The 19900-nt window shown below is 30.2% G+C and carries 19 protein-coding genes; 8 read left to right on the forward strand and 11 right to left on the reverse strand.

Features of this window, described 5'->3' with window-relative positions; translation table 11 throughout:
* The first annotated feature begins 86 nt into the window (after positions 1–86).
* Entirely contained in the window at positions 87–998 is a 912-nt protein-coding gene (locus A8C32_RS03745; RefSeq protein WP_069829094.1) for an ABC transporter ATP-binding protein, read from the forward strand.
* A gap of 98 nt (positions 999–1096) precedes the next feature.
* The gene (locus tag A8C32_RS03750; protein ID WP_069829095.1) at positions 1097–1393 is read left to right on the forward strand and encodes a hypothetical protein; all 297 of its coding nucleotides are present in this window, start codon (positions 1097–1099) and stop codon (positions 1391–1393) included.
* 115 nt (positions 1394–1508) lie between these two features.
* On the opposite strand, the gene A8C32_RS03755 is transcribed toward A8C32_RS03750, so the two are convergent.
* Both A8C32_RS03755 and A8C32_RS03760 read right to left on the reverse strand, forming a co-directional pair.
* Positions 1509–4505: an endonuclease/exonuclease/phosphatase family protein gene (locus A8C32_RS03755; RefSeq protein ID WP_069829096.1), complete on the reverse strand. Its 2997-nt coding sequence runs from the start codon at positions 4503–4505 to the stop codon at positions 1509–1511.
* A gap of 123 nt (positions 4506–4628) precedes the next feature.
* Complete coding sequence (locus A8C32_RS03760) at positions 4629–4808, reverse strand: hypothetical protein (RefSeq protein WP_069829097.1); 180 nt, start codon at positions 4806–4808, stop codon at positions 4629–4631.
* A gap of 65 nt (positions 4809–4873) precedes the next feature.
* On the opposite strand from A8C32_RS03760, the gene A8C32_RS20170 reads away from it, so the two are divergent.
* The 6 genes from A8C32_RS20170 (at position 4874) to A8C32_RS03780 (ending at position 12180) form a co-directional block, all read left to right on the forward strand.
* Entirely contained in the window at positions 4874–5053 is a 180-nt protein-coding gene (locus A8C32_RS20170; protein WP_240491680.1) for a 3'-5' exonuclease family protein, read from the forward strand.
* 1275 nt (positions 5054–6328) lie between these two features.
* Positions 6329–6487, forward strand: coding sequence for a hypothetical protein (locus A8C32_RS20500; protein WP_165605781.1), 159 nt, complete (start codon positions 6329–6331; stop codon positions 6485–6487).
* Between the two features lie 73 nt (positions 6488–6560).
* On the forward strand, positions 6561–8525 hold the full coding sequence (locus A8C32_RS03765) for a tetratricopeptide repeat-containing sensor histidine kinase (protein ID WP_069829098.1): 1965 nt from the start codon (positions 6561–6563) through the stop codon (positions 8523–8525).
* Between the two features lies 1 nt (position 8526).
* Positions 8527–9189 carry a response regulator gene (locus A8C32_RS03770; RefSeq protein ID WP_069829099.1) on the forward strand — a complete coding sequence of 221 codons (663 nt, stop codon included), beginning with the start codon at positions 8527–8529 and terminating at the stop codon, positions 9187–9189.
* A gap of 488 nt (positions 9190–9677) precedes the next feature.
* Positions 9678–10316: a hypothetical protein gene (locus tag A8C32_RS03775; RefSeq protein ID WP_069829100.1), complete on the forward strand. Its 639-nt coding sequence runs from the start codon at positions 9678–9680 to the stop codon at positions 10314–10316.
* 478 nt (positions 10317–10794) lie between these two features.
* Positions 10795–12180 (forward strand): glycosyl hydrolase family 8, encoded by a 1386-nt coding sequence (locus A8C32_RS03780; protein WP_069829101.1) that lies wholly within the window; start codon positions 10795–10797, stop codon positions 12178–12180.
* Positions 12181–12228: 48 nt separating this feature from the next.
* On the opposite strand, the gene A8C32_RS03785 is transcribed toward A8C32_RS03780, so the two are convergent.
* The 9 genes from A8C32_RS03785 to pdxA all read right to left on the reverse strand — a co-directional run bounded on the left by A8C32_RS03785 (position 12229) and on the right by pdxA (position 19827).
* Positions 12229–12678: a 3-oxoacyl-ACP synthase gene (locus tag A8C32_RS03785; protein ID WP_069829102.1), complete on the reverse strand. Its 450-nt coding sequence runs from the start codon at positions 12676–12678 to the stop codon at positions 12229–12231.
* The gene (mtgA, locus tag A8C32_RS03790) at positions 12675–13364 is read right to left on the reverse strand and encodes a monofunctional biosynthetic peptidoglycan transglycosylase (protein WP_083253230.1); all 690 of its coding nucleotides are present in this window, start codon (positions 13362–13364) and stop codon (positions 12675–12677) included. Before mtgA ends, A8C32_RS03785 begins: the two co-directional genes overlap by 4 nt.
* Positions 13365–13367: 3 nt before the next feature.
* Positions 13368–14483, reverse strand: a complete 1116-nt coding sequence (locus A8C32_RS03795) for an NAD(P)/FAD-dependent oxidoreductase (RefSeq protein ID WP_069829104.1) — start codon at positions 14481–14483, stop codon at positions 13368–13370.
* A gap of 260 nt (positions 14484–14743) precedes the next feature.
* Positions 14744–16096 (reverse strand): acetyl-CoA carboxylase biotin carboxylase subunit, encoded by a 1353-nt coding sequence (accC, locus tag A8C32_RS03800; protein WP_069829105.1) that lies wholly within the window; start codon positions 16094–16096, stop codon positions 14744–14746.
* A gap of 86 nt (positions 16097–16182) precedes the next feature.
* Positions 16183–16671 carry an acetyl-CoA carboxylase biotin carboxyl carrier protein gene (gene accB, locus A8C32_RS03805; RefSeq protein WP_069829106.1) on the reverse strand — a complete coding sequence of 163 codons (489 nt, stop codon included), beginning with the start codon at positions 16669–16671 and terminating at the stop codon, positions 16183–16185.
* A 26-nt stretch (positions 16672–16697) separates the two neighbouring features.
* Positions 16698–17699, reverse strand: a complete 1002-nt coding sequence (locus tag A8C32_RS03810; protein WP_069829107.1) for a beta-ketoacyl-ACP synthase III — start codon at positions 17697–17699, stop codon at positions 16698–16700.
* 181 nt (positions 17700–17880) lie between these two features.
* Positions 17881–18084: a 50S ribosomal protein L32 gene (gene rpmF, locus A8C32_RS03815; protein ID WP_069829108.1), complete on the reverse strand. Its 204-nt coding sequence runs from the start codon at positions 18082–18084 to the stop codon at positions 17881–17883.
* A 9-nt stretch (positions 18085–18093) separates the two neighbouring features.
* Positions 18094–18633, reverse strand: coding sequence for a YceD family protein (locus A8C32_RS03820; protein WP_069829109.1), 540 nt, complete (start codon positions 18631–18633; stop codon positions 18094–18096).
* Positions 18634–18771: 138 nt separating this feature from the next.
* Positions 18772–19827, reverse strand: coding sequence for a 4-hydroxythreonine-4-phosphate dehydrogenase PdxA (pdxA, locus tag A8C32_RS03825; RefSeq protein ID WP_069829110.1), 1056 nt, complete (start codon positions 19825–19827; stop codon positions 18772–18774).
* Positions 19828–19900 lie beyond the last annotated feature (73 nt).

Raw genomic sequence — 19900 nt, forward strand, 5'->3', positions numbered from 1 at the left:
GGATAACACCTTAAAAGTAAATATTATAAACGCGCTTGATTATTAAGCGCGTTTTTTTATAGTATTTTTGCACTTCAAAATTAAAAATGTTACAAGCAAAGCACATTACTTTTAGTTACAATAAAACAACTGTTTTAGAAGACATATCTTTTGTAGTAGAAAAAGGCGAACATCTTTCTATTATTGGCGAAAGTGGCTCTGGAAAAAGCACACTATTAAAAGTTATATATGGTGAATACGATCTAGATAACGGACAAATATTCTGGAAAGACCAAGAGGTTTTAGGTCCAAAATATAATCTGGTTATTGGCTATGATTTCATGAAATATGTCGCTCAAGAATTCGATTTAATGCCGTTTATAAGCGTAGAAGAAAATGTAGGTAAATTTCTTTCTAATTTCTTTCCAGAAGAAAAAAAGCAACGTACCGCAGAATTACTTGAAGTTGTAGAACTCACTTCTTTTGCAAAAACTAAAGTTAAAATATTAAGTGGCGGACAAAAACAACGTGTCGCATTAGCAAGAGCTTTGGCAAAACAACCAGAAATTATCCTATTAGACGAACCTTTTAGTCATATCGATAATTTTAAAAAACAATCTCTACGGAGAAGTATTTTTAAATACCTAAAAGACAAAAATATTGCTTGTATTGTTGCTACTCATGATAAAGACGATGTTTTAGGTTTTGCAGACAAGATGATTGTCTTAAATGATAAAAAAATCCATGCTAATAACACCCCTCAATATTTATATAGTAACCCTGAAAAACCTTTAATAGCCTCATTTTTTGGAGAGTTTAATATTATTAATAATACTATTATCTACGCGAATCAATTACAAGTGGTAGAAACTTCAACCTTAAAAGCCACAATAACGCAATCTTACTTTAAAGGGAATTATTATTTAGTTGAAGGAAACTTAAATGGAAATAAAGTGTTTTTCGAACATCACGTAGATATTGATAAAGGAAAAACCGTCTTTTTAAAACGTATAGATTAATTTATATATCTTTGCCTTAGTTCATTGAAAGTCTTTTGAAAAATTTTGAAGGCTATGTAAGCCAAAAATGACTTACATAACATTTAAAATTAAATATTATGAATTGGAAAATTCAAAAACTACAAAATGGGGAAACTATTATTTCAAAAGAACCCGGTAATTCTATGTTACCTCTACTAAAATCTAAACAACCCGTAAAACTGAAACCCATTATATGGGAAGATTGTAAACCCGGAGATATTGTTTATTGTAAAGTTAGAGGCAATTGCTTTACACATCTTGTTAAAGGAAAAAATAACAAACGTGGCTTATTAATTGGTAATAATCACGGAAGAATTAACGGTTGGACAAAACATGTTTATGGAAAAGTAATAGAGATATTACCAATGTCATAGACATTATTCAAGAAAAAAAACACCATATATTCTAATAAAAACATCATAAACAAAAATAAAAATGCCCGATAAAATCGAGCACTTCTATTTTTCAACTTGCATTTATAAAACTTAATTACAACTTAAGAATACGAATGCCGTTTATATTCTCACCAGCATCAATAATTTTTAAAATATATAAACCTCTTTTTAGCGAAGATACTTTTAATGGTATTCTATTAAACCCTTTATGAACTTGTGCTTTTTTTATTTCAACTAAAACACCCTCTTTAGTATAAATTTTAAAAATTAGCTCACTATTAAACCTTGCTCTTAAAAACACATTGGTATAATTATAATATATAGGGTTTGGAAATACTTTAGCCTTAACCACCACTGGTGTTTCAATATCCTCCATACAAGAACCTAAAACAGCTCCTTTTCTTAAAAAATATTTCACTGTATATTTAGAGACACAAAGCGCCTGCCCTTTAAAACAAACAGTCACCCCTTTTCCAAAATAATTAGGACAACTAACATCTTCTACATTAACTGTAACTTCTTTTACCACAGAACATCCACTAGCATCTGTTACCGTTACCGCATAAACTGTTGTTTCTTCTGGAGACACTTCTATACTTTCTCCTGTATCACCTGTACTCCATAACATAGTGTACCCTGAAACACCTCCTATAATATTTGTAACTTCTAAAATCATAACCTTTTTAGCTCCATAACCAACTACTATTTTTTGATCTTCAGTAACATCGAACGTAATAGCTTCTGGTTGAGAAATTACAATATCCTCAGACATTACTTCTTCTCCCAAAGCGTCAGTAACAATAACATAATATGTTCCTGCTGCTAAATTAGATATACTTTTTGTTGTTTTCCCATTACTCCATAAATAAGAAAACGGAGCTACTCCTCCAGTAGGCATAGCAATAATTTGTCCATTTCCTGCCCCATTACAAGTAATATTATCATGTTCTATATTTACAACTAATGGTTCTACTTTTTCGAATTGTAAACGTACAGAAACTGGGAAATGATCTGAAGTCGTTGAACTATAATCATTATCAAAAAACTCAAAATGTACTGTAGACGATGCTTCAACAAAATAGTCACTTAACTCATTTGATAATACAATATGATCAATCACATTATTATTAAAAACATAAGACCTTAACCCTGCTTCACTTAAAGCAGCAGTAGGAATGCTATAATTTTCAATATCTTTTACAAATTCTAAATACGATGTCTCTGTAGTATTTACATTAGCCACCGTTACATCTACATCGTCATTAAAATCTCCAGCTATAACAAATTTTCTGTCTGCAAAATTAGCATCCAAACTATCTTTTAAAACCTCAACATCATAACGTCTCATATCATACCTAGATTGCTGTCCATTACTACTATTAGCCCTAGCGTGTAATGCTATAAAATCTACTTGTTCTGTAACCCCCTCAATAGTCACATCGGCTGTCATTAAAAAAGGAAGACGTCCACTAGCATAAAAACGACTTGGTGTATTTGGATAATCTAATAATGCAGAAGCATTTCCTCCATTATACAACGGGTGAATTGAAGTAAACATCGGTCTTGAAGATACTGGTGAAACAGTGTTGTTTTTATAAATAAACCCTACATGCTGCGCTCCCTCTGAATTTGGTCCTCCAGACGTTCCTTCTGATAAAATAAAACTGTAATCATCTAATTCATTAATCATTTGAGTAAACAAAGCAACATCTGTAATTTCCTGAACCGCAATAACGTCTGCCTTTAAGTTCCTAATAACCGTTTTCACACTATCTCGTTGTATAGCATCAGAATTTGAATTTCCAGCTGCAGGCGAATTCCTCTCATCTCCAAACCATTCTATATTCCAAGTCACCACATCTAAAGTTTGTACTCTAGGAATATTTGATGTGCTGCCGCCAGGAACAAACTCTTCCGCACAAGGAATATCTTTACGAAATCTTGGTAATAATTGAAAGAAGTCTCTAAACCTTCCAATAACCCCAGTAAGTTCACTACACTGTTCAGGTTGCGCTAACCCAACAATCTCTGCAACATCATTATCTATACGTAACGCCCCTGTACCACTTGCATCTGTTAATATAAAATTAGAGTTACCAAATAATAAATTTCTTGGCTCAGGAAATGTCGTGTTTACAACTCTAACTAACTCTCCTGAATGCTCACTTAATTCACTTAATGTGATAGTTGCTGGCTCTATTGGTTTTATGGGTAATCCATTATTTTCAACATTTAAAACAGATGTTATTTGTATTTGGTCATTAAAAACTGCTCTAAAACCTGTTAATGTTATAGAATCTCCAACTGTAAAAACACCTTCGCCATGAACTAACTCATCAAAAACAGCAATACCACCTGTAGCATCCTGAATAAATGCAGGTCCAGAAAAATTATCGGTTACAGTTAAAACCCCTGTTATTGTTACAGCAGTTCCTTCGGCAACATTTCTTGCTTCTTTAATACTAATTATCTCCCCTGGAATTGCAATAACAGCACCATTTTTAACACCTGGAGTTGGTACTACTTGTGCATATGTATTTGTATTTCGTAAACCTCCAGCTCCATTAGGAATACGTTGTAATGATTGAGAGGCACTTTCCCCTAGTTCATTTTCATTTACTTGCATTTCACCTGCATTTAACAATACTAAAAGCTCTGCATCATCAGCATCGTTAGTATCATAAACTATAGCATCAATTAAGTTATCTGTAGTTATAGTTGTATTGTTAGGAAATTCAGATACACTCCCACTATATAGAGCCACGGCATCTGCTCCATTTTGAAGCCCGTTACCACCAAATACTAATGACACATTAGGAACACCTGTATTTCCTAATACAAAATACCCTTCTGCGTTAGTTGAAAAACCATTTAAATCAAAAGCTTTATAGCTTAAATTACTGTTTCCATTGTAAAGTACAACAACCAAACCGTCTAAAGAAGTATTTCCTACACCTCCATCATATAATTCAATAAACTCCTCGGTATCTCTACCTTCTGTATCTGTATCAACTTCATTAATAAAAACTGATTGAGAGAAAGCAAAACATATTGAAAAACATGCCCAAATGAAAAATAACTTTTGTTTCATAAAATTTAAAATATTTATATATTAATTAACCACTTCTTCTTATTTCAAGAATAAGTTAGTTTTCAAAACTACTCATAATCCAAAAGTTATGTATTAAATTTATGTAAATAATGAAATTAATTCTTACTCATTTTTCAGGTTTTCTCTTTCTGCGTACTCTAATTCATTAGATAATTCTACAGAAGAAAACTCTAAATGTAAAACACGACGATATTTTCCACTTGTGTTTTTAGAAGACACATGTAATAATAAAGGTTTTAAAATTTGAATTCCCCCCAAATCAACTTCGCAATTGTATGACATAGAGTGCCAACATACGATTTAAATATGATGAAAATCAATGTAAAATACGAGATATAGAATACCCTTTGTCTCAAAATCATATCAACGTAAAAACACTATTTTCCGAAACCAAAGGATTAAAACGAAAAGTAGGTATGAAAGGCGCTTTAGGCCTACTAAATATCCCTTTAGAAGGCACTCATCATAGAAGAATAGACGATGCAAATAATATTGCTAAAATTCTTCATTGGTGTTTAAAAAATTAGAAAACAATTTTATAACAAAAATAAAGTGCTAATAAAATAATAATGAAGATCTTTGCCGCATATTTATGATACCGCAAAGATTACATAAAAGCAAAAATGCTGGGAATTTTTCCCTTGATTTTAGTTCAATTTATATTGAACCAAACGGATGCTATGTGATTTTAAAAGGTAATTGAACAGATAACTAAACATAAATCATCATAAATTATAAGCGTCCAATTAATATTGGACGTTTTTTTTATAAAAATTTAAAAATAATGTTTGAAAAGTTAAAAAAGTAAAATAGAGTCATTGAAACAAGAAATAACTAAGAGACAGTTTATTATGTAAAATGTTAAATATCTGTAGAAAACGGATAGGAATACCTTTGCCTAAAAACAAACATAACTATCTTATAATCAATAAAATAAATCATACTTCTCTTGTGTAATTCAAAAAACGATTAGATATTTGCAGTGTCAAAAAATAATAACGAAAAATAAAAATAATGAAAAATCTCCTAATACATAATACGTCATTATATAGCTGTTTTAGTTCGCCAAAAAGCGTAGGGCAACTTCATATTGATGAACAAGCAATTTTAATAAAAAGGGAGAATAAGTATATATGAATTAATTAAAATCATATAGCACTTTAAATATAGCATCTCCCAAAAAGAGATGCTTTTTTTATGTCTTAATTTAAAAATATTATTTCTGATAAATAATAAAGCATATAAAAAGCCAACGCATTAATATATTGAACTTTAAACGACTAAATAAGTTAAAAAAAGTGTAACATTTTAAGGTTTAAGTATACTTATATAGAACATCATGATACATAAAATTGCATTTCAAAAATTTAGTTGTGACTCGCACTCACACAACAAACTTCGGCTTTTTCTATAATTAATTTTATAGAAAAAATCCGAGGACAAATACTGCTCGGATTTTTTATTCCAATTATTCAATCCGGTCAGTTTTTATACGCTAAAAAAGGCATCTCTTAAAACAAATACTAACCTATTTAAACAAAGACCTATGAATATGATTTACATAAACCATAATAACCTCATGTAGAACAAATAATTACTATGTAAAACTAACATAGTAATTCTAAAAAATTTGTTCTAACAAAAGTCTATAATGCAGTTGGTTTTTAGCCAAATGGAAAGTAGTTAAACACTACTGCATAAGATTTTTACTTTCCAAAAAAACAACGGGTGATAGCTTAAAAAGCAAATCTGGAAAACCGCCGGACAGCCACCCCTATGTTTAATTCTAAAGTTTCTAAACTATGAAAAAAATAATTATAGCCTTAATGGTAATCGTTTTTAATATATTTTTATTTTCTTGTACTAATGATTCAATTGCTGAAGAAGATGCACTTTTTGAGCAGGTACAGGCAACAGATGGAGGTACAGGAAAAATTAAACCCCCTCCTTCTTTCCAGTAATAAAAATATTATTAATTTGAGTCATATCTCTATGATATGACTCTTTTTTAAAACATTTAACATAAAACTTAAATTGAATAAAATTTTAACATATTTTACTATAACTCTGTTTTTATCTTGTACCTCCGATGATCACTTTAGCTCTCAACTAAAGAACCCTATTTATAATAATACTTTATATTATTACAATGCATCAGAAAACGAAACGCTTAGTTTAGAAGAAAAACTTAAAGCCATAAATCAAGCTTTTTATTTAGCAAAAAACAGAGATAAAGATACTTTATTAGCTGACGTCTTGTATCGTAAAAACTTTCTTCATTTTTCAATGAAAGAATACGACAGCCTATTGTTTTATGATAAAATTTTAATCAATCATGCAACATATAGTAATGATCAATATAACTTAGCAAAACAATTTTATTTAAAAGCTTATTATTTTGATGAGGTTGCACATATTCCTGATAGTGCATTTATAAATTATAATCTTTCAAAAAATCATTTTCAACAAATTAAAAACCATAGTTGGACAGGAAAAGCCCTTTTAACTATGGCAATGATTCAACAAGATCAAAATGATTTTTTTGGCAGCAAAGAAACTATCACAGAAGCGTTACAATATTTACACCCAAAAGAAGATGTTAAATATATTGCTTCTTCGTATGATATTTTAGCTACAAATCACGGATATTTACTTAATTATGATGATGCTTTTAATTTCTACAATAAAGCCATAAAAATCACATTATCTGAAAAAGACAAGCTAGTATATAAAAATAATTTAGCGACTGCTTATATAGAAAACAAACAATACAAGACCGCAATCACAATACTAGATAGTATTAGTAAAGATTCACTAACAAGAGACGACAATAATAATTATGCTAGGATTATTGATAATTTATCTTATGCTAAGTGGCTATCAGGACAAAACAATACCGAACTCACTTTATTAAATGCACTAAAAATAAGAATCAAAAACAATGATAAATTAGGTCAAATTTATAGTTATTCTCATTTAGGAGAGTTTTATTCTAAAAATAACATAAAAAAAGCATCGTCATATTTTGATTCTGTAATTCACCTATCAAAAGCAATAAAAGTGCCTCGAGCAGAAAAAGGTGCCATTAAAATTTTAATGCAGCTCTACCCCAAAAATATTGAATTACGCGACCGTTATGTTTTTTTACAAGACAGTTTATATGAGCAAGAATTAAAAGTTAAAACGCAATTTGCCAAGTATAAATATGATGATAAGCAAAAACAAGAGTCTATACTGCGTTTACAAAAAGAAAAAGCGGAAAAGGAAGTTATAGCAACACAAGAGCGTAGCTATAAACTCTTATTTCTTTTTGCTTTAATTATTGCACTTTTAATAACCTGCTTTACTATTTACTTTTTTAAACAACGCACTAAAAACCTAAAAAAAAGAGCTGACTATTTAGCACAGAAAAACAAAATAGAGAAACTTGAGGCGACTTATGAGACTGAAGCATCATTATCTAGAAGAGTTCATGACGATTTTGGAGGCATTATTAATCAAGCCATGATGTTAATAGAAAACAACACCAACAAAACCACTGTACTCGATAAACTAGAAGGCTTATACAACCAAAGTAGAAATTTTTCTAGAGAAATAAACGAAGTTAATACGGGACCAAACTATAAAGACGAACTTTTAGGAATGATGCGCACACTAAAACCTGTTACAACACAACTTTACATTACAGGGTTAAAAGATATAAACTGGTCTACCGTAAAAGACTTAGAAAAGACTTCGCTATATAAAGTGTTACAGGAGTTAATGATTAACATGAAAAAACATAGTAAAGCCACCATAATTTCTATTATTTTTAAAAACGAGGATAATCTATTAAAAATCAATTACTCAGACGATGGCATTGGAGTTTCTTTAGATCATTTAACCAATATAAACGGACTTAAGAATACAGAAAACCGTATTAAAGCTATTGGAGGAACTATTATATTTGACTCAGAAAAAGGAAAAGGCTTTAAAGCCCAAATACAAATCCCCAATTAACATGTTTAAAAAAATATTAGTCGCAGAAGATTTTGGAGGAGAAAATCTTGGTATTATTCAAACACTTACAGAAAAATTAAAAGGTGTAGAAATACAAAACGAACTATATTGCGATAAAGCATACAACAGGTTTAAAATTGCTGAGACAAATAATATTCCTTTTGAGTTATTAATTACAGATTTACATTTTAAAGAAAGTCTAGTCTCTAGAAAACTCTCTTCTGGAATTGAACTTATAAATGCTATAAAACTTATACAGCCTAAAATAAAAGTTATTGTGTATTCTATGGTAGATAATGTTACCCAAATAAATACCCTTTTTAAAGAGCAAAACATTAATGGCTATGTTTGTAAAGGACGTCACGGACTAACAGAACTTATAAGTGCCATATATAACATCTATCAAAATAAAACATATCTCTCTCCTCAAATAAACCTTGTAGATAATGATGTATTCGAATTAGACAATTTTGACTTATCAATTTTAAAAGAACTTGCTAACGGGTTTAACAAAAAAGAAATTGTTCAAAAATTTAAAGAACAAAATATTACTCCAAATAGTGAAAGTACGATAGACAAAAAAATAAGTAAGCTTTTTGATCATTTTGAAGCAAAAAATACCACACATCTTATCTCTAAACTTATTAAAATAGGGGTTTTATAAAAATAATTATAGTATTTTCTAAAAAAATCTCACCTCTTTACAGATATCCGTAAAGGATTAATATGTAATGTCGTTAAGTTTGTTGAGCTATTATTAGTTTTTAAAAATTTATTATGACTCAAAAACATATACCATCAGGATAAATTCTCAAAAAGTACAACAGGTAAAAAACAGAATGTGATTTTGATACAACATAACATTCTAGCTACTATAACAATTTAATTATAAAATGGAATCGTCTTTAATATGACATTTTATACTTAAGTCGGTATTAGACAAATATAAGTATCACACTAAAAACCTAACAGTGTTTTATATACTATGTTTATCCGGATACTCTAAAGGAATAGACATTACTAATAACATTGCTAAAATTTTAAATTGGTGCTTAAAGGAAACATAAAAAACCTTTGTAATTTATGGTAATTCAAGTTTAATTAAAAAAACAAATCTTGAAAAGATCAATAAATTACTTTTTACCATGAGAAATGAATTTTACAAGCAGAATTATAAAACTTAAGAGCTTTGAATTAAAGGACAACAACCTAAAACTCGTTTTTAAAATTTATAAAAATGAATTTTCACACTTAGTTGTAGACCTTATAGACCTACAGAATTTTACAAGTTCTAAACACCTTGAATACATTATTAAAACACAGGATTTTGAATTTCAAATTCCATATAAATATGAATTACTAAATAAAACAGCATTAAAAATATTTATTGATAGTAATGATTTATTAGATATCGCTGTTTTAAAAGAAGGCTTTACCCCAGAATGCATTGAGGAAATAACACTTAGTGCTAAAAGTATAAAACAAAATGTTGTTCCTTTTGACGCTGAAGACTGGAAGCAAAAGTATCTTACTACAAAAAGTCAATACCAAAATACCATAAGAAGTATTCATGAAGCTTATGAAAAAGTAGAAATAAAAACAGATACAAAAATCAATATGGTACTTGACGAATACCATAGCCATTTTACCAAATCTTTAAATGAATTAAAAAAACGCAACACAATTTACCTATTGTTAAATAAAGGAAAAATTATTAAATCTATAATTAAACAAAATGAAATTAATAGATTACGTTTTAAGATTACATCTAAACTTAAAACGCTTCATTAAATTCGAATTGATTATTATAAAATAACATCTAATTAAAAACTCTATAAAAACTTAACGCAAACAACAAGTTATTTAAAAAGCATTAGCCTTTTACCAATTAGTATAATCCAATAACATTAGAGAGTTTTTATTTTATTAATTTCAATTATAAACTATTATATTAGCAACTTCTTCAGAAAGAAAAGAATTTATATCAATCTTTCTTAGCTAACTCATTAACTTAAAGTGTTCATCCAGTCAAAGAATCAACCCTTTATTTCACTGACATAAGTATACTATTCAAGTACATAAACATTTCATTAATATATAAGACTCTTCTCCTCAACGTCCTTAAAGAATGAAAAATTACATAAAAACAAAACTATAAGAATAATTAATTACAAGTGATTATGTTTTTTCAGACAACACAACATCTGGTTCAGTAAAAAATATCGTATATATATTTCACTTTAAAAACTTAGCCTAAAAAAATTCATTCATGAAAAAAATCAACTTAGCCGTTATCTTAGTATTACTATGCATAAACTTTAATGATGCACAATCACTATTAAATCTTAATTATAAACATGGAACACTTCCAACAAATTTAAAACCAACTGATGTTACTTCAGCTTACACAACGTGGAAAACAAAATTCACAGAAAGTTGTGGAGACGATCGCATACGTGTGAAATTTGACAATCCAGCCCAAACAGTATCTGAAGGTATTGGTTATGGAATGTTAATTGCTGCCTATGCAGGAGACCAAACTTTATTAGATGGTCTTTGGAAATATTACATCAATTTTTTAAATGGAAATGGAGTGATGAACTGGAAAATTAATGGGTGTTCATCTGTTGATGGACAGAACGGAGCCACAGATGCCGAACTAGACGCTGCTATTGCCTTAATGGTAGCAGAACGTAGATGGGGAAATACTGGAACTATTAATTATGGTACAGCCGCTACTAATTTAATAGATATTATTAAAACTCACGAGGTAGAATCTGGAACAAATGTATTAAAGCCTGGTGATGCATGGGGCGGTTCTCAAACAACCAATATATCATATTATTCTCCAGGATATTATAGAGCCTACGGATCTTACACTAATGATTCTAATTGGGCTGCTATAGCCTCAAAAAGTTATGAGATTATCAATTTAAATCAATCTGTAAACAATGCCGTTCATAATTTAGTTTCAGATTGGTGTAATGCAAATGGAGGATTTTCTTCTGAAGTCGGTTGGGCAAAAAACCAAGGTAAAACTTATTCTTATGATGCAGCAAGAACACCATGGAGAATCGCTGTAGATTATTTATGGTATGGAAATAATGCTGCGTTAACATACTCTAATAAATCTATCGATTTTATTAATGACAAAGGAGGTTTAGACAATATATATGCAGGATACAATCTTGATGGCACACAACTAGGAGATGTAAATTATAAAGATATTACATTTACAGGCGCTTATGCTGTTGCTGCAATGGCATCTACAGATCAAAATTTTGTTAACTCTGCTTATAGTCAAGTTGTAAATATGACTACTAATGCCTATTTTGGATCTACACTTCGTGTACTTTACTTATTAGCTATGAGTGGTAACTTCTATAACCCCGAAGATTTATCAGTATTAGGAACTTCTAATTTTAATGTTAACCAACAAAATAATCCATTTTATCCTAATCCTGCTAGAAGAGAAATAAAAATGACCTTTGAAACTCCACAGGATAATCAAGTTAAAATTTATAATATAAATGGAAAATTAGTCTCTAAATATGAATATAATATAAAGTCTTCGACATTAGATATTGAAAATTTAAGCAGAGGGCTTTATTTTATTTCTATAAATAATATCAAATACAAATTGATTAAACAATAAATATTAAGCTTTTAGAAATTTAAACTTTTGATTGAATACACTAAAACATTAATCGATATTAATTACTTTAAACTTTTGTTCTCTAAATACAACAATATCATTAATATTTTTACCTATTAACAACTGTCCAATAGGTGTATTTGGAGAAATAGCATAAAAGGTGTCTTTATTTACTTTTAATTCACCTGCACTTATAGCTATAAAATAATTTGCTTGAGACGTATAAACTACGGTACCTAAACCAATAATATTAGAGAATTTTTCTATGTCAATTTTAGAAAAATTCTCTTTTATTTTATTAATTTCTGCTAATTGATTCCCTGCTTTTTCGCGTTCTAATTGCAACATGGCTCTACCTGTTTCATGTTTATCTCCAGCACTACTTTTAGTTTCGGAAAGTAAGGATTCTTGAATTTCTTGCATCGTTTTTTGAACCGTTTTAAGACGATTATCTATAAACTCAAGACATTGGTTATACAAGTTTTGTTTTATATTCATTTTTGAGCTTTAAATTCTAATGTCCCATAAAAATGCATCTGAGATACAATCCATTCTTTTCGCTTTTGAATATAAACTGAAGCTGGATTAGCACGATACCTTCTTGGGTTTGGTAATATAGAAGCAATAGCCGCAGCTTCATAAGCCGTTAATTTTACAGCTGGCTTATTAAACCAATATTGAGATGCGGCTTCGGCTCCATAAATACCATCTCCCATTTCAATACTATTTAAATAAACTTCTAGAATACGTTCTTTAGTCCAAATTTTTTCAATTAAAAAAGTGAAATAAGTTTCTAGACCTTTGCGTAACCAACTACGTTCTGGCCATAAAAAAACGTTTTTTGCTGTTTGCTGACTAATAGTACTTCCTCCTTTTATTCTTTTCCCTGTTTTATTATTTTTATAAGCTCTTTCGATAGCTGCTATATCAAAACCGTTATGCTTTTTAAATTTCTGATCTTCACTACAAATTACCGCTAATTGTATTTTTTTTGAAATTTTATCTATTGGCACCCAATCGTGCTGGAAGTTATTCTTTTTATGAGCTGTTTCATTTTCAAAATACCTAATCACCATTAATGGTGTTATTGGTACTGGAACATATTTAAATAAGACAACTAAGCCTATAGATAAAACAACAATCCAAAATAATAATTTAAATATAAAACGAAAAAATCTCTTCATTATTTACGCTACTAAATCTGCTAATGATTTCCCTACTAAACTCCCAAGAGCAATACCCATTCCTCCTAAACGCACACCACAAAAAACATGGTTACTTATTGGTTTTACTATTGGTTTTTTCTGGATACCTACTCCCATAATCCCACTCCATTTATGTTCTATTTGAAAAGGTATATCTGGCAAAATAACAGTTTTTAAAAGTATTTCCAGCTTATTTTGTATCATTTCTGTTTCTCCTAATATTATTGTTTCTTCTGTTTTAAAATCAAGGTTTCTACCTCCTCCAAGTAAAATTCTATCATCTATATTTCTAAAATAGTAATAACCTTTATCTAAATGAAATGTCCCTTTTATATGCAAATTTTTAATTGGTTTTGTTATAATTACCTGAGCTCTTGCTGGTTTTACTTTTTCATTTAAAAGCTGTGATGTAAAACCGTTAGTTGCTATTAATAGCTTTGAGGTTGAGAATTCAAAATCATTCGTTTTTATTTTAACCGAATTACCGTCTTCAAAAAACTCATTAACTGTAACATTGTTTAAAATTTTAATGCCTTTTGATTGCACTTTTAAAAGCAAGTTTTCCATCATTTTTCCTGTATCAATTTGTCCTTCAAATGAATTGAAAACAAGTTGATTCTTTATAGTTTTAAAATTAAAATGATTTGGTCTTAAACTAAAAACGGTTTCATTAAATAATGGTTTTAGCATATTGTTTATATATTGTTTTTGAGAAATACAGCTATTAAAAAACATATCGTCCTTCTCTCCAAATAACTCGTAACCTCCTAAACATTTATAATTAATAGCTTTATCTCCTAATGTTTTCCTTAACAAGTCTAATCCTTTTACCCGCTGCTGTACTAATGTTAAGACTTCTTCTTCACTATGATATTTTAAATCGTCTATTATTTCGCTTAAACTTCCAAAACAAGTAAATCCTGCATTTTTGGTACTTGCTCCTTGTGGCAATACTCCCTTTTCCAACACTAGTATATTAGCTTTAGGAGCTTGTTTTTTTAATTGCAAAGCACAATTAAGTCCTACAATACCACTTCCTATTATGGTATAGTCTATATTAGATAACCAAGATTTTATTTCCCAATAAGATAAGCTCATATTACGAAGTTACTATTTTCGTGTTAAGGATAGAGCAATTGTTGGAGCTCTTTTTTTCCTTAATAAATAACCGTAATCTTGTTATATTCAAAATTGTCAAAATAAATGTAATTCACTTAATTAACAACGCAAAAAAGCGACTTGCGAAAGCCTGACTTTTGCTTTTTTGCAAAAGTAACACCATAAACGACATTGAAGTAAATCTAAACTGTATTAAATACCAAAATAAAAAACTCCGAAATTACTTTCGGAGTTTTTTATTATTCTTCTATTTGTTTTTGCATTTCAAAGTCTTCCATAAACTTCGTAGTGTAATCTCCGGCTATATAATCTGGATGATCCATTAACTGTCTGTGGAAAGGAATGGTTGTTTTTATACCTTCTATAACAAACTCATCTAATGCGCGCTTCATTTTACTGATAGCTTCTTCTCTAGTTTGTGCTGTCGTAATTAACTTAGCGATCATAGAATCGTAATTTGCCGGAATTGTATATCCTGCGTATACATGCGTATCTAAACGTACTCCATGGCCTCCTGGTGCATGTAGTGTTGTTATTTTTCCTGGAGATGGTCTAAAGCCATTAAATGGATCTTCAGCATTAATACGACATTCTATAGAGTGTAATTTTGGATTGTAGTTTTTACCCGAAATTAGTACTCCTGAAGCCACTAATATTTGCTCACGTATTAAATCGAAATCTATTACTTGTTCGGTAATTGGATGCTCTACTTGAATACGCGTATTCATTTCCATGAAATAGAAATTTCTATGCTTATCTACTAGAAATTCTACAGTTCCTGCGCCTTCGTATTTAATAAATTCTGCTGCTTTTACTGCTGCTTCACCCATTTTTTTACGTAAAGCTGTCGTCATAAATGGAGAAGGTACTTCTTCTGTTAATTTTTGATGACGTCTTTGTACAGAACAATCTCTTTCTGAAAGGTGGCATGCTTTCCCTTTAGAATCTCCTACAATTTGAATTTCAATATGTCTTGGCTCTTCAATAAGCTTTTCCATATACATATCGTCATTTCCAAATGCTGCTTTAGATTCTTGTCTTGCAGAATCCCAAGCATCTTTAAGCTCTTCTGGTTTCCATACGGCGCGCATACCTTTTCCACCACCGCCTGCAGAAGCTTTAAGCATAACAGGGTAACCTGTTTCTACAGCTAGTTTTTCGCATTCTTCAAAATCTTTAATGATACCGTCACTTCCTGGTACACATGGTACTCCAGCTGCCTTCATGGTTTCCTTGGCATTAGCCTTGTCTCCCATTCTGTCAATCATCTCTGCTGAAGCGCCTATGAATTTTATTCCGTGTTCTTCACAGATTTTTGAAAACTTAGCGTTTTCAGATAAAAAACCATATCCTGGATGAATAGCATCTGCATTTGTTATTTCTGCTGCTGCTATAACATTAGACATTTTTAAGTACGATTCGCTACTTGCTGCAGGTCCTATACATACTGCTTCGTCTGCAAATTTTACATGCAGACTTTCTTCATCAACAGTAGAATATACAGCTACTGTTTTAATACCCATTTCTTTACAGGTTCTAATAACTCGTAGTGCTATTTCCCCTCTATTGGCAATCAATATTTTTTTAAACATAACTTTTTGAATTAAAAATTACAAATTCCAATCGCCAAATTCCAAATACTGGATTCTGAGATTTGTATATTGGAATTTTTAATATGTTATGACGGATCTACTAAAAATAATGGTTGATCAAATTCTACTGGAGAAGAATCATCAACTAATATTTTAACAACTTTTCCTGAAACTTCAGATTCTATTTCATTAAAAAGTTTCATAGCTTCTATAATACAAAGTACATCACCCTCTGCTATAGTTTGTCCTACCTCAACAAATAATGGTTTATCTGGAGATGGCTTTCTATAGAAGGTACCTATTATTGGTGATTTAATAGTGATATATTTTGAGTCTTCATTAGCGGGAGCTGCTGGTTGACTTGCCGGAGTTGCTACTTCTGCTACAACAGGTTGAGCAGCTACTGGTTGAGACATCTGAGGCATTTGATTTGCAGGAACTTGGTGTACAATAGTTGTTTCTGATTCTGAGCCTGTTTTAATGGTAATCTTTATGTCATCCATTTCTAATTTAACCTCACTTGCTCCTGATTTAGCAACAAACTTGATTAAATTTTGAATTTCTTTTATATCCATAATTTTGCTATTAATTAGTTATGTGGTTATTTTACTGAATTATATGCCCATTTTAAATAAATAGACCCCCAATTAAATCCGCCTCCAAAAGCGGCAAATATTACATTATCTCCTTTTTTAAGTTGTAATTCATAATCATTTAAAAGTAATGGTATCGTTGCCGATGTTGTATTCCCATACTTTTCAATATTCATCATCACTTTTTCTTCTTCTAAATTTATACGTTGTGCTGTTGCATCTATAATACGCTTATTTGCTTGATGTGCAGCAAGCCAATCAACATTATCTTTAGTTAAATTATTTCGATCTAATATTTTAGATGTTGCATCTGCCATATTAAATACGGCATTTTTAAACACTGTTCTACCTTCTTGAAAAGCATACTGACCTCCTTTTTCTAAAACTTCAGGAGTTAAAGAGAATGAAGAGCCTCCGTAAGTGGCTTGCAAAAATTCTCTTCCTGTACCATCGCTTCTTAAATATTCATCTTGAAGTCCTAAGTTCTCCTCTGTAGGCTCGAATAATACAGCACCAGCACCATCGCCAAAGATGATACAAGTTGCTCTATCTTTATAATTAACAATAGAAGACATTTTATCTGCTCCTATGAGTAATACATTTTTATATCTTCCAGATTCAATATAGCTAGCCGCAACAGACATTCCATATAAAAAACTTGAACAGGCTGCATCCATATCAAATGAAAATGCATTTACCGCCCCTATTTTTGAAGCCGTATATGATGCTGTAGAAGCAGCTTTCATATCTGGAGTTGCTGTAGCAACAATAACAAGTTCTATGTCTTTGGGGTTAAGTCCTTTTTTCTTTATAAGATCTTGGGCTGCATTGATTGCAAGAAAAGAGGTTCCTTTTCCTTCATCTTTAAGAATTCGACGTTCTTTGATTCCTGTTCTACTAGTAATCCATTCGTCATTGGTATCAACCATCGTTTCAAGGATCTGATTGGTTAATACATATTCAGGCACGTACGCGCCTACAGCTGTAATCGCTGCAGAGATTTTACTCATAACTCTATAGTTAATTCAACTAAAAAATCATTAAAATTAGACAAAAGCGTTCAAAATTTCGTGAAAACTACTAAATTTTAGTTTAATCTCACGCAAATTACGCGTTTTTGTCTTTTAGAAAAAATATATCATAAAAAAAAACGCTCACATGTGAGCGTTTTTTTATGTGCATGCATAGTATTTATGCTACGTTTTCTACTGCTTCTGAGTTGTCAATTAAAACTTGACCTCTATAATATAGCTTCCCTTCATGCCAATGTGCTCTGTGATATAAATGAGCCTCACCTGTTGTTGGGCATGTAGCAATCTGTGGCGCAGTTGCTTTGTAATGGGTTCTTCTTTTATCTCTTCTTGTTTTCGAGATTTTTCTTTTAGGATGTGCCATTTTATATGTTTATTTATCCGTTAATAATTTCTTTAATGTATTCCAACGAGGATCAATATCCTCTTCTTTTTCTTTATCTTCTTTAAGCTTTGGGCTTAATTCTTCTAATTTTTTAAGTATTTCTGAATCTAACGATCCATCCTCTACTCCTGGGTGAATTCTTTTTATAGGAACAGACAATATAATTAACTCATATATATACTGTTCAACACTAATTTCGTAAGTTCCATGTGGAATGATAAGAATATCAATATGCTCATCATTATATTCATCTCCAAAATTAACAACTAAATCAAATGTGTTTTCTATAGTTTGATTATAAGGTTCATTAGTTAGGTCACAATTCACATTAACCCATCCAGAAATTTCAAAATGCAACTCTAGTAATGTTGTTTTTTTTTCTAACTCAACATTTACATGAATATTTACATCATTAAAATCTTCATACTCAAAATGCTTAAAGAACGCCTGATTTACTTCATACTCAAAAAGATGTTTTGCTATTTTTAACCCTACAAATGGAATTGTAAACTCTTTCAATGGCTTCATTATCACATCTATTTTGAGCCTGCAAATATATAAAATTTTTATTTAAGCGACATTATTTATAAACATTTTTTTGTTTACATCTTTGATAGTTATGTGTTTATTTTTTTTGCATAAGCTAACTATACCTAACTTACAGTATTATTTTTTACGTTCATTTCTTGGCGCTTTCTTTAACGGGTTTGAGGTAAGATACTCATAATCAAATCTATTTTTAAATAATTTTATACCCATAAAAAGAGCTTCTTTAAAAGAATTTTCATCTGCTATCCCTTTACCTGCGATTTCATAAGCAGTACCGTGATCTGGAGAAGTTCTTACTTTATTTAAACCTGCCGTAAAATTAACTCCTTGCCCAAAGGATAATGTTTTAAAAGGTATCAATCCTTGATCATGATAAGAAGCAATTACAGCATCAAAGTTTTTATAATTATTAGACCCAAAAAAACTATCTGCCGCATAAGGACCAAAAACTAATTTTCCCGATTCTTTTATTTTTTGAAGGGTCGGTCTTAAAACAGTATCGTCTTCACTACCTATAACACCGTTATCTCCTGTGTGTGGATTTATCCCTAAAACAGCAATTTTCGGTTTTTGAATTCTAAAATCTTTTTTAAGCGATCTATAAACTGTATCTATTTTTTGCTCAATTAATTTTGGAGTTATTTGAGATGCTATATCTTTAACTGGCACATGATCTGTCAATAATCCTATTCTTAAAGTTTCTGTAACCATAAACATCAAACTTTCCCCTTCCAATTCTTGAGCTAAATAATCTGTATGACCAGGAAACTTAAAGTCTTCTGATTGAATATTATGTTTATTTATAGGAGCAGTTACCAATACATGAATTTCATCATTTTTTAAAGCTTTAGTTGCTGCCTGTAAAGACTTTATCGCATAAGCTCCAATTTTTGTATTTTCCTTACCAAATTCAATTTTTATAGGTTCTGTCCAACAATTAAAGACATTAACTTTACCTAAAACTAATTGACTCATACTGTTTATACTATGAAAATTAATTTGAGATTTGAATTGGTTTTTGAAAAAAGTCATGCTTTTTACTGAAGCAAAAATTACAGGCGTGCAAAAATCTAAAACTCTTGCATCTTCAAATGTCTTTAAAATAATTTCTCCACCAATTCCATTTAAATCTCCTATTGATATTCCTACTATTATATTTTCTTTATACTTCATTAAAAATGACAACTTTTGTTTGTATTTTTGATTTCACACCAATTGAACACCAAAATTACCTATTATATTTGTT

Origin of the sequence: Flavivirga aquatica (assembly GCF_001747085.1) — a bacterium.
GTDB classification, from domain to species: Bacteria; Bacteroidota; Bacteroidia; order Flavobacteriales; family Flavobacteriaceae; genus Algibacter_C; species Algibacter_C aquatica.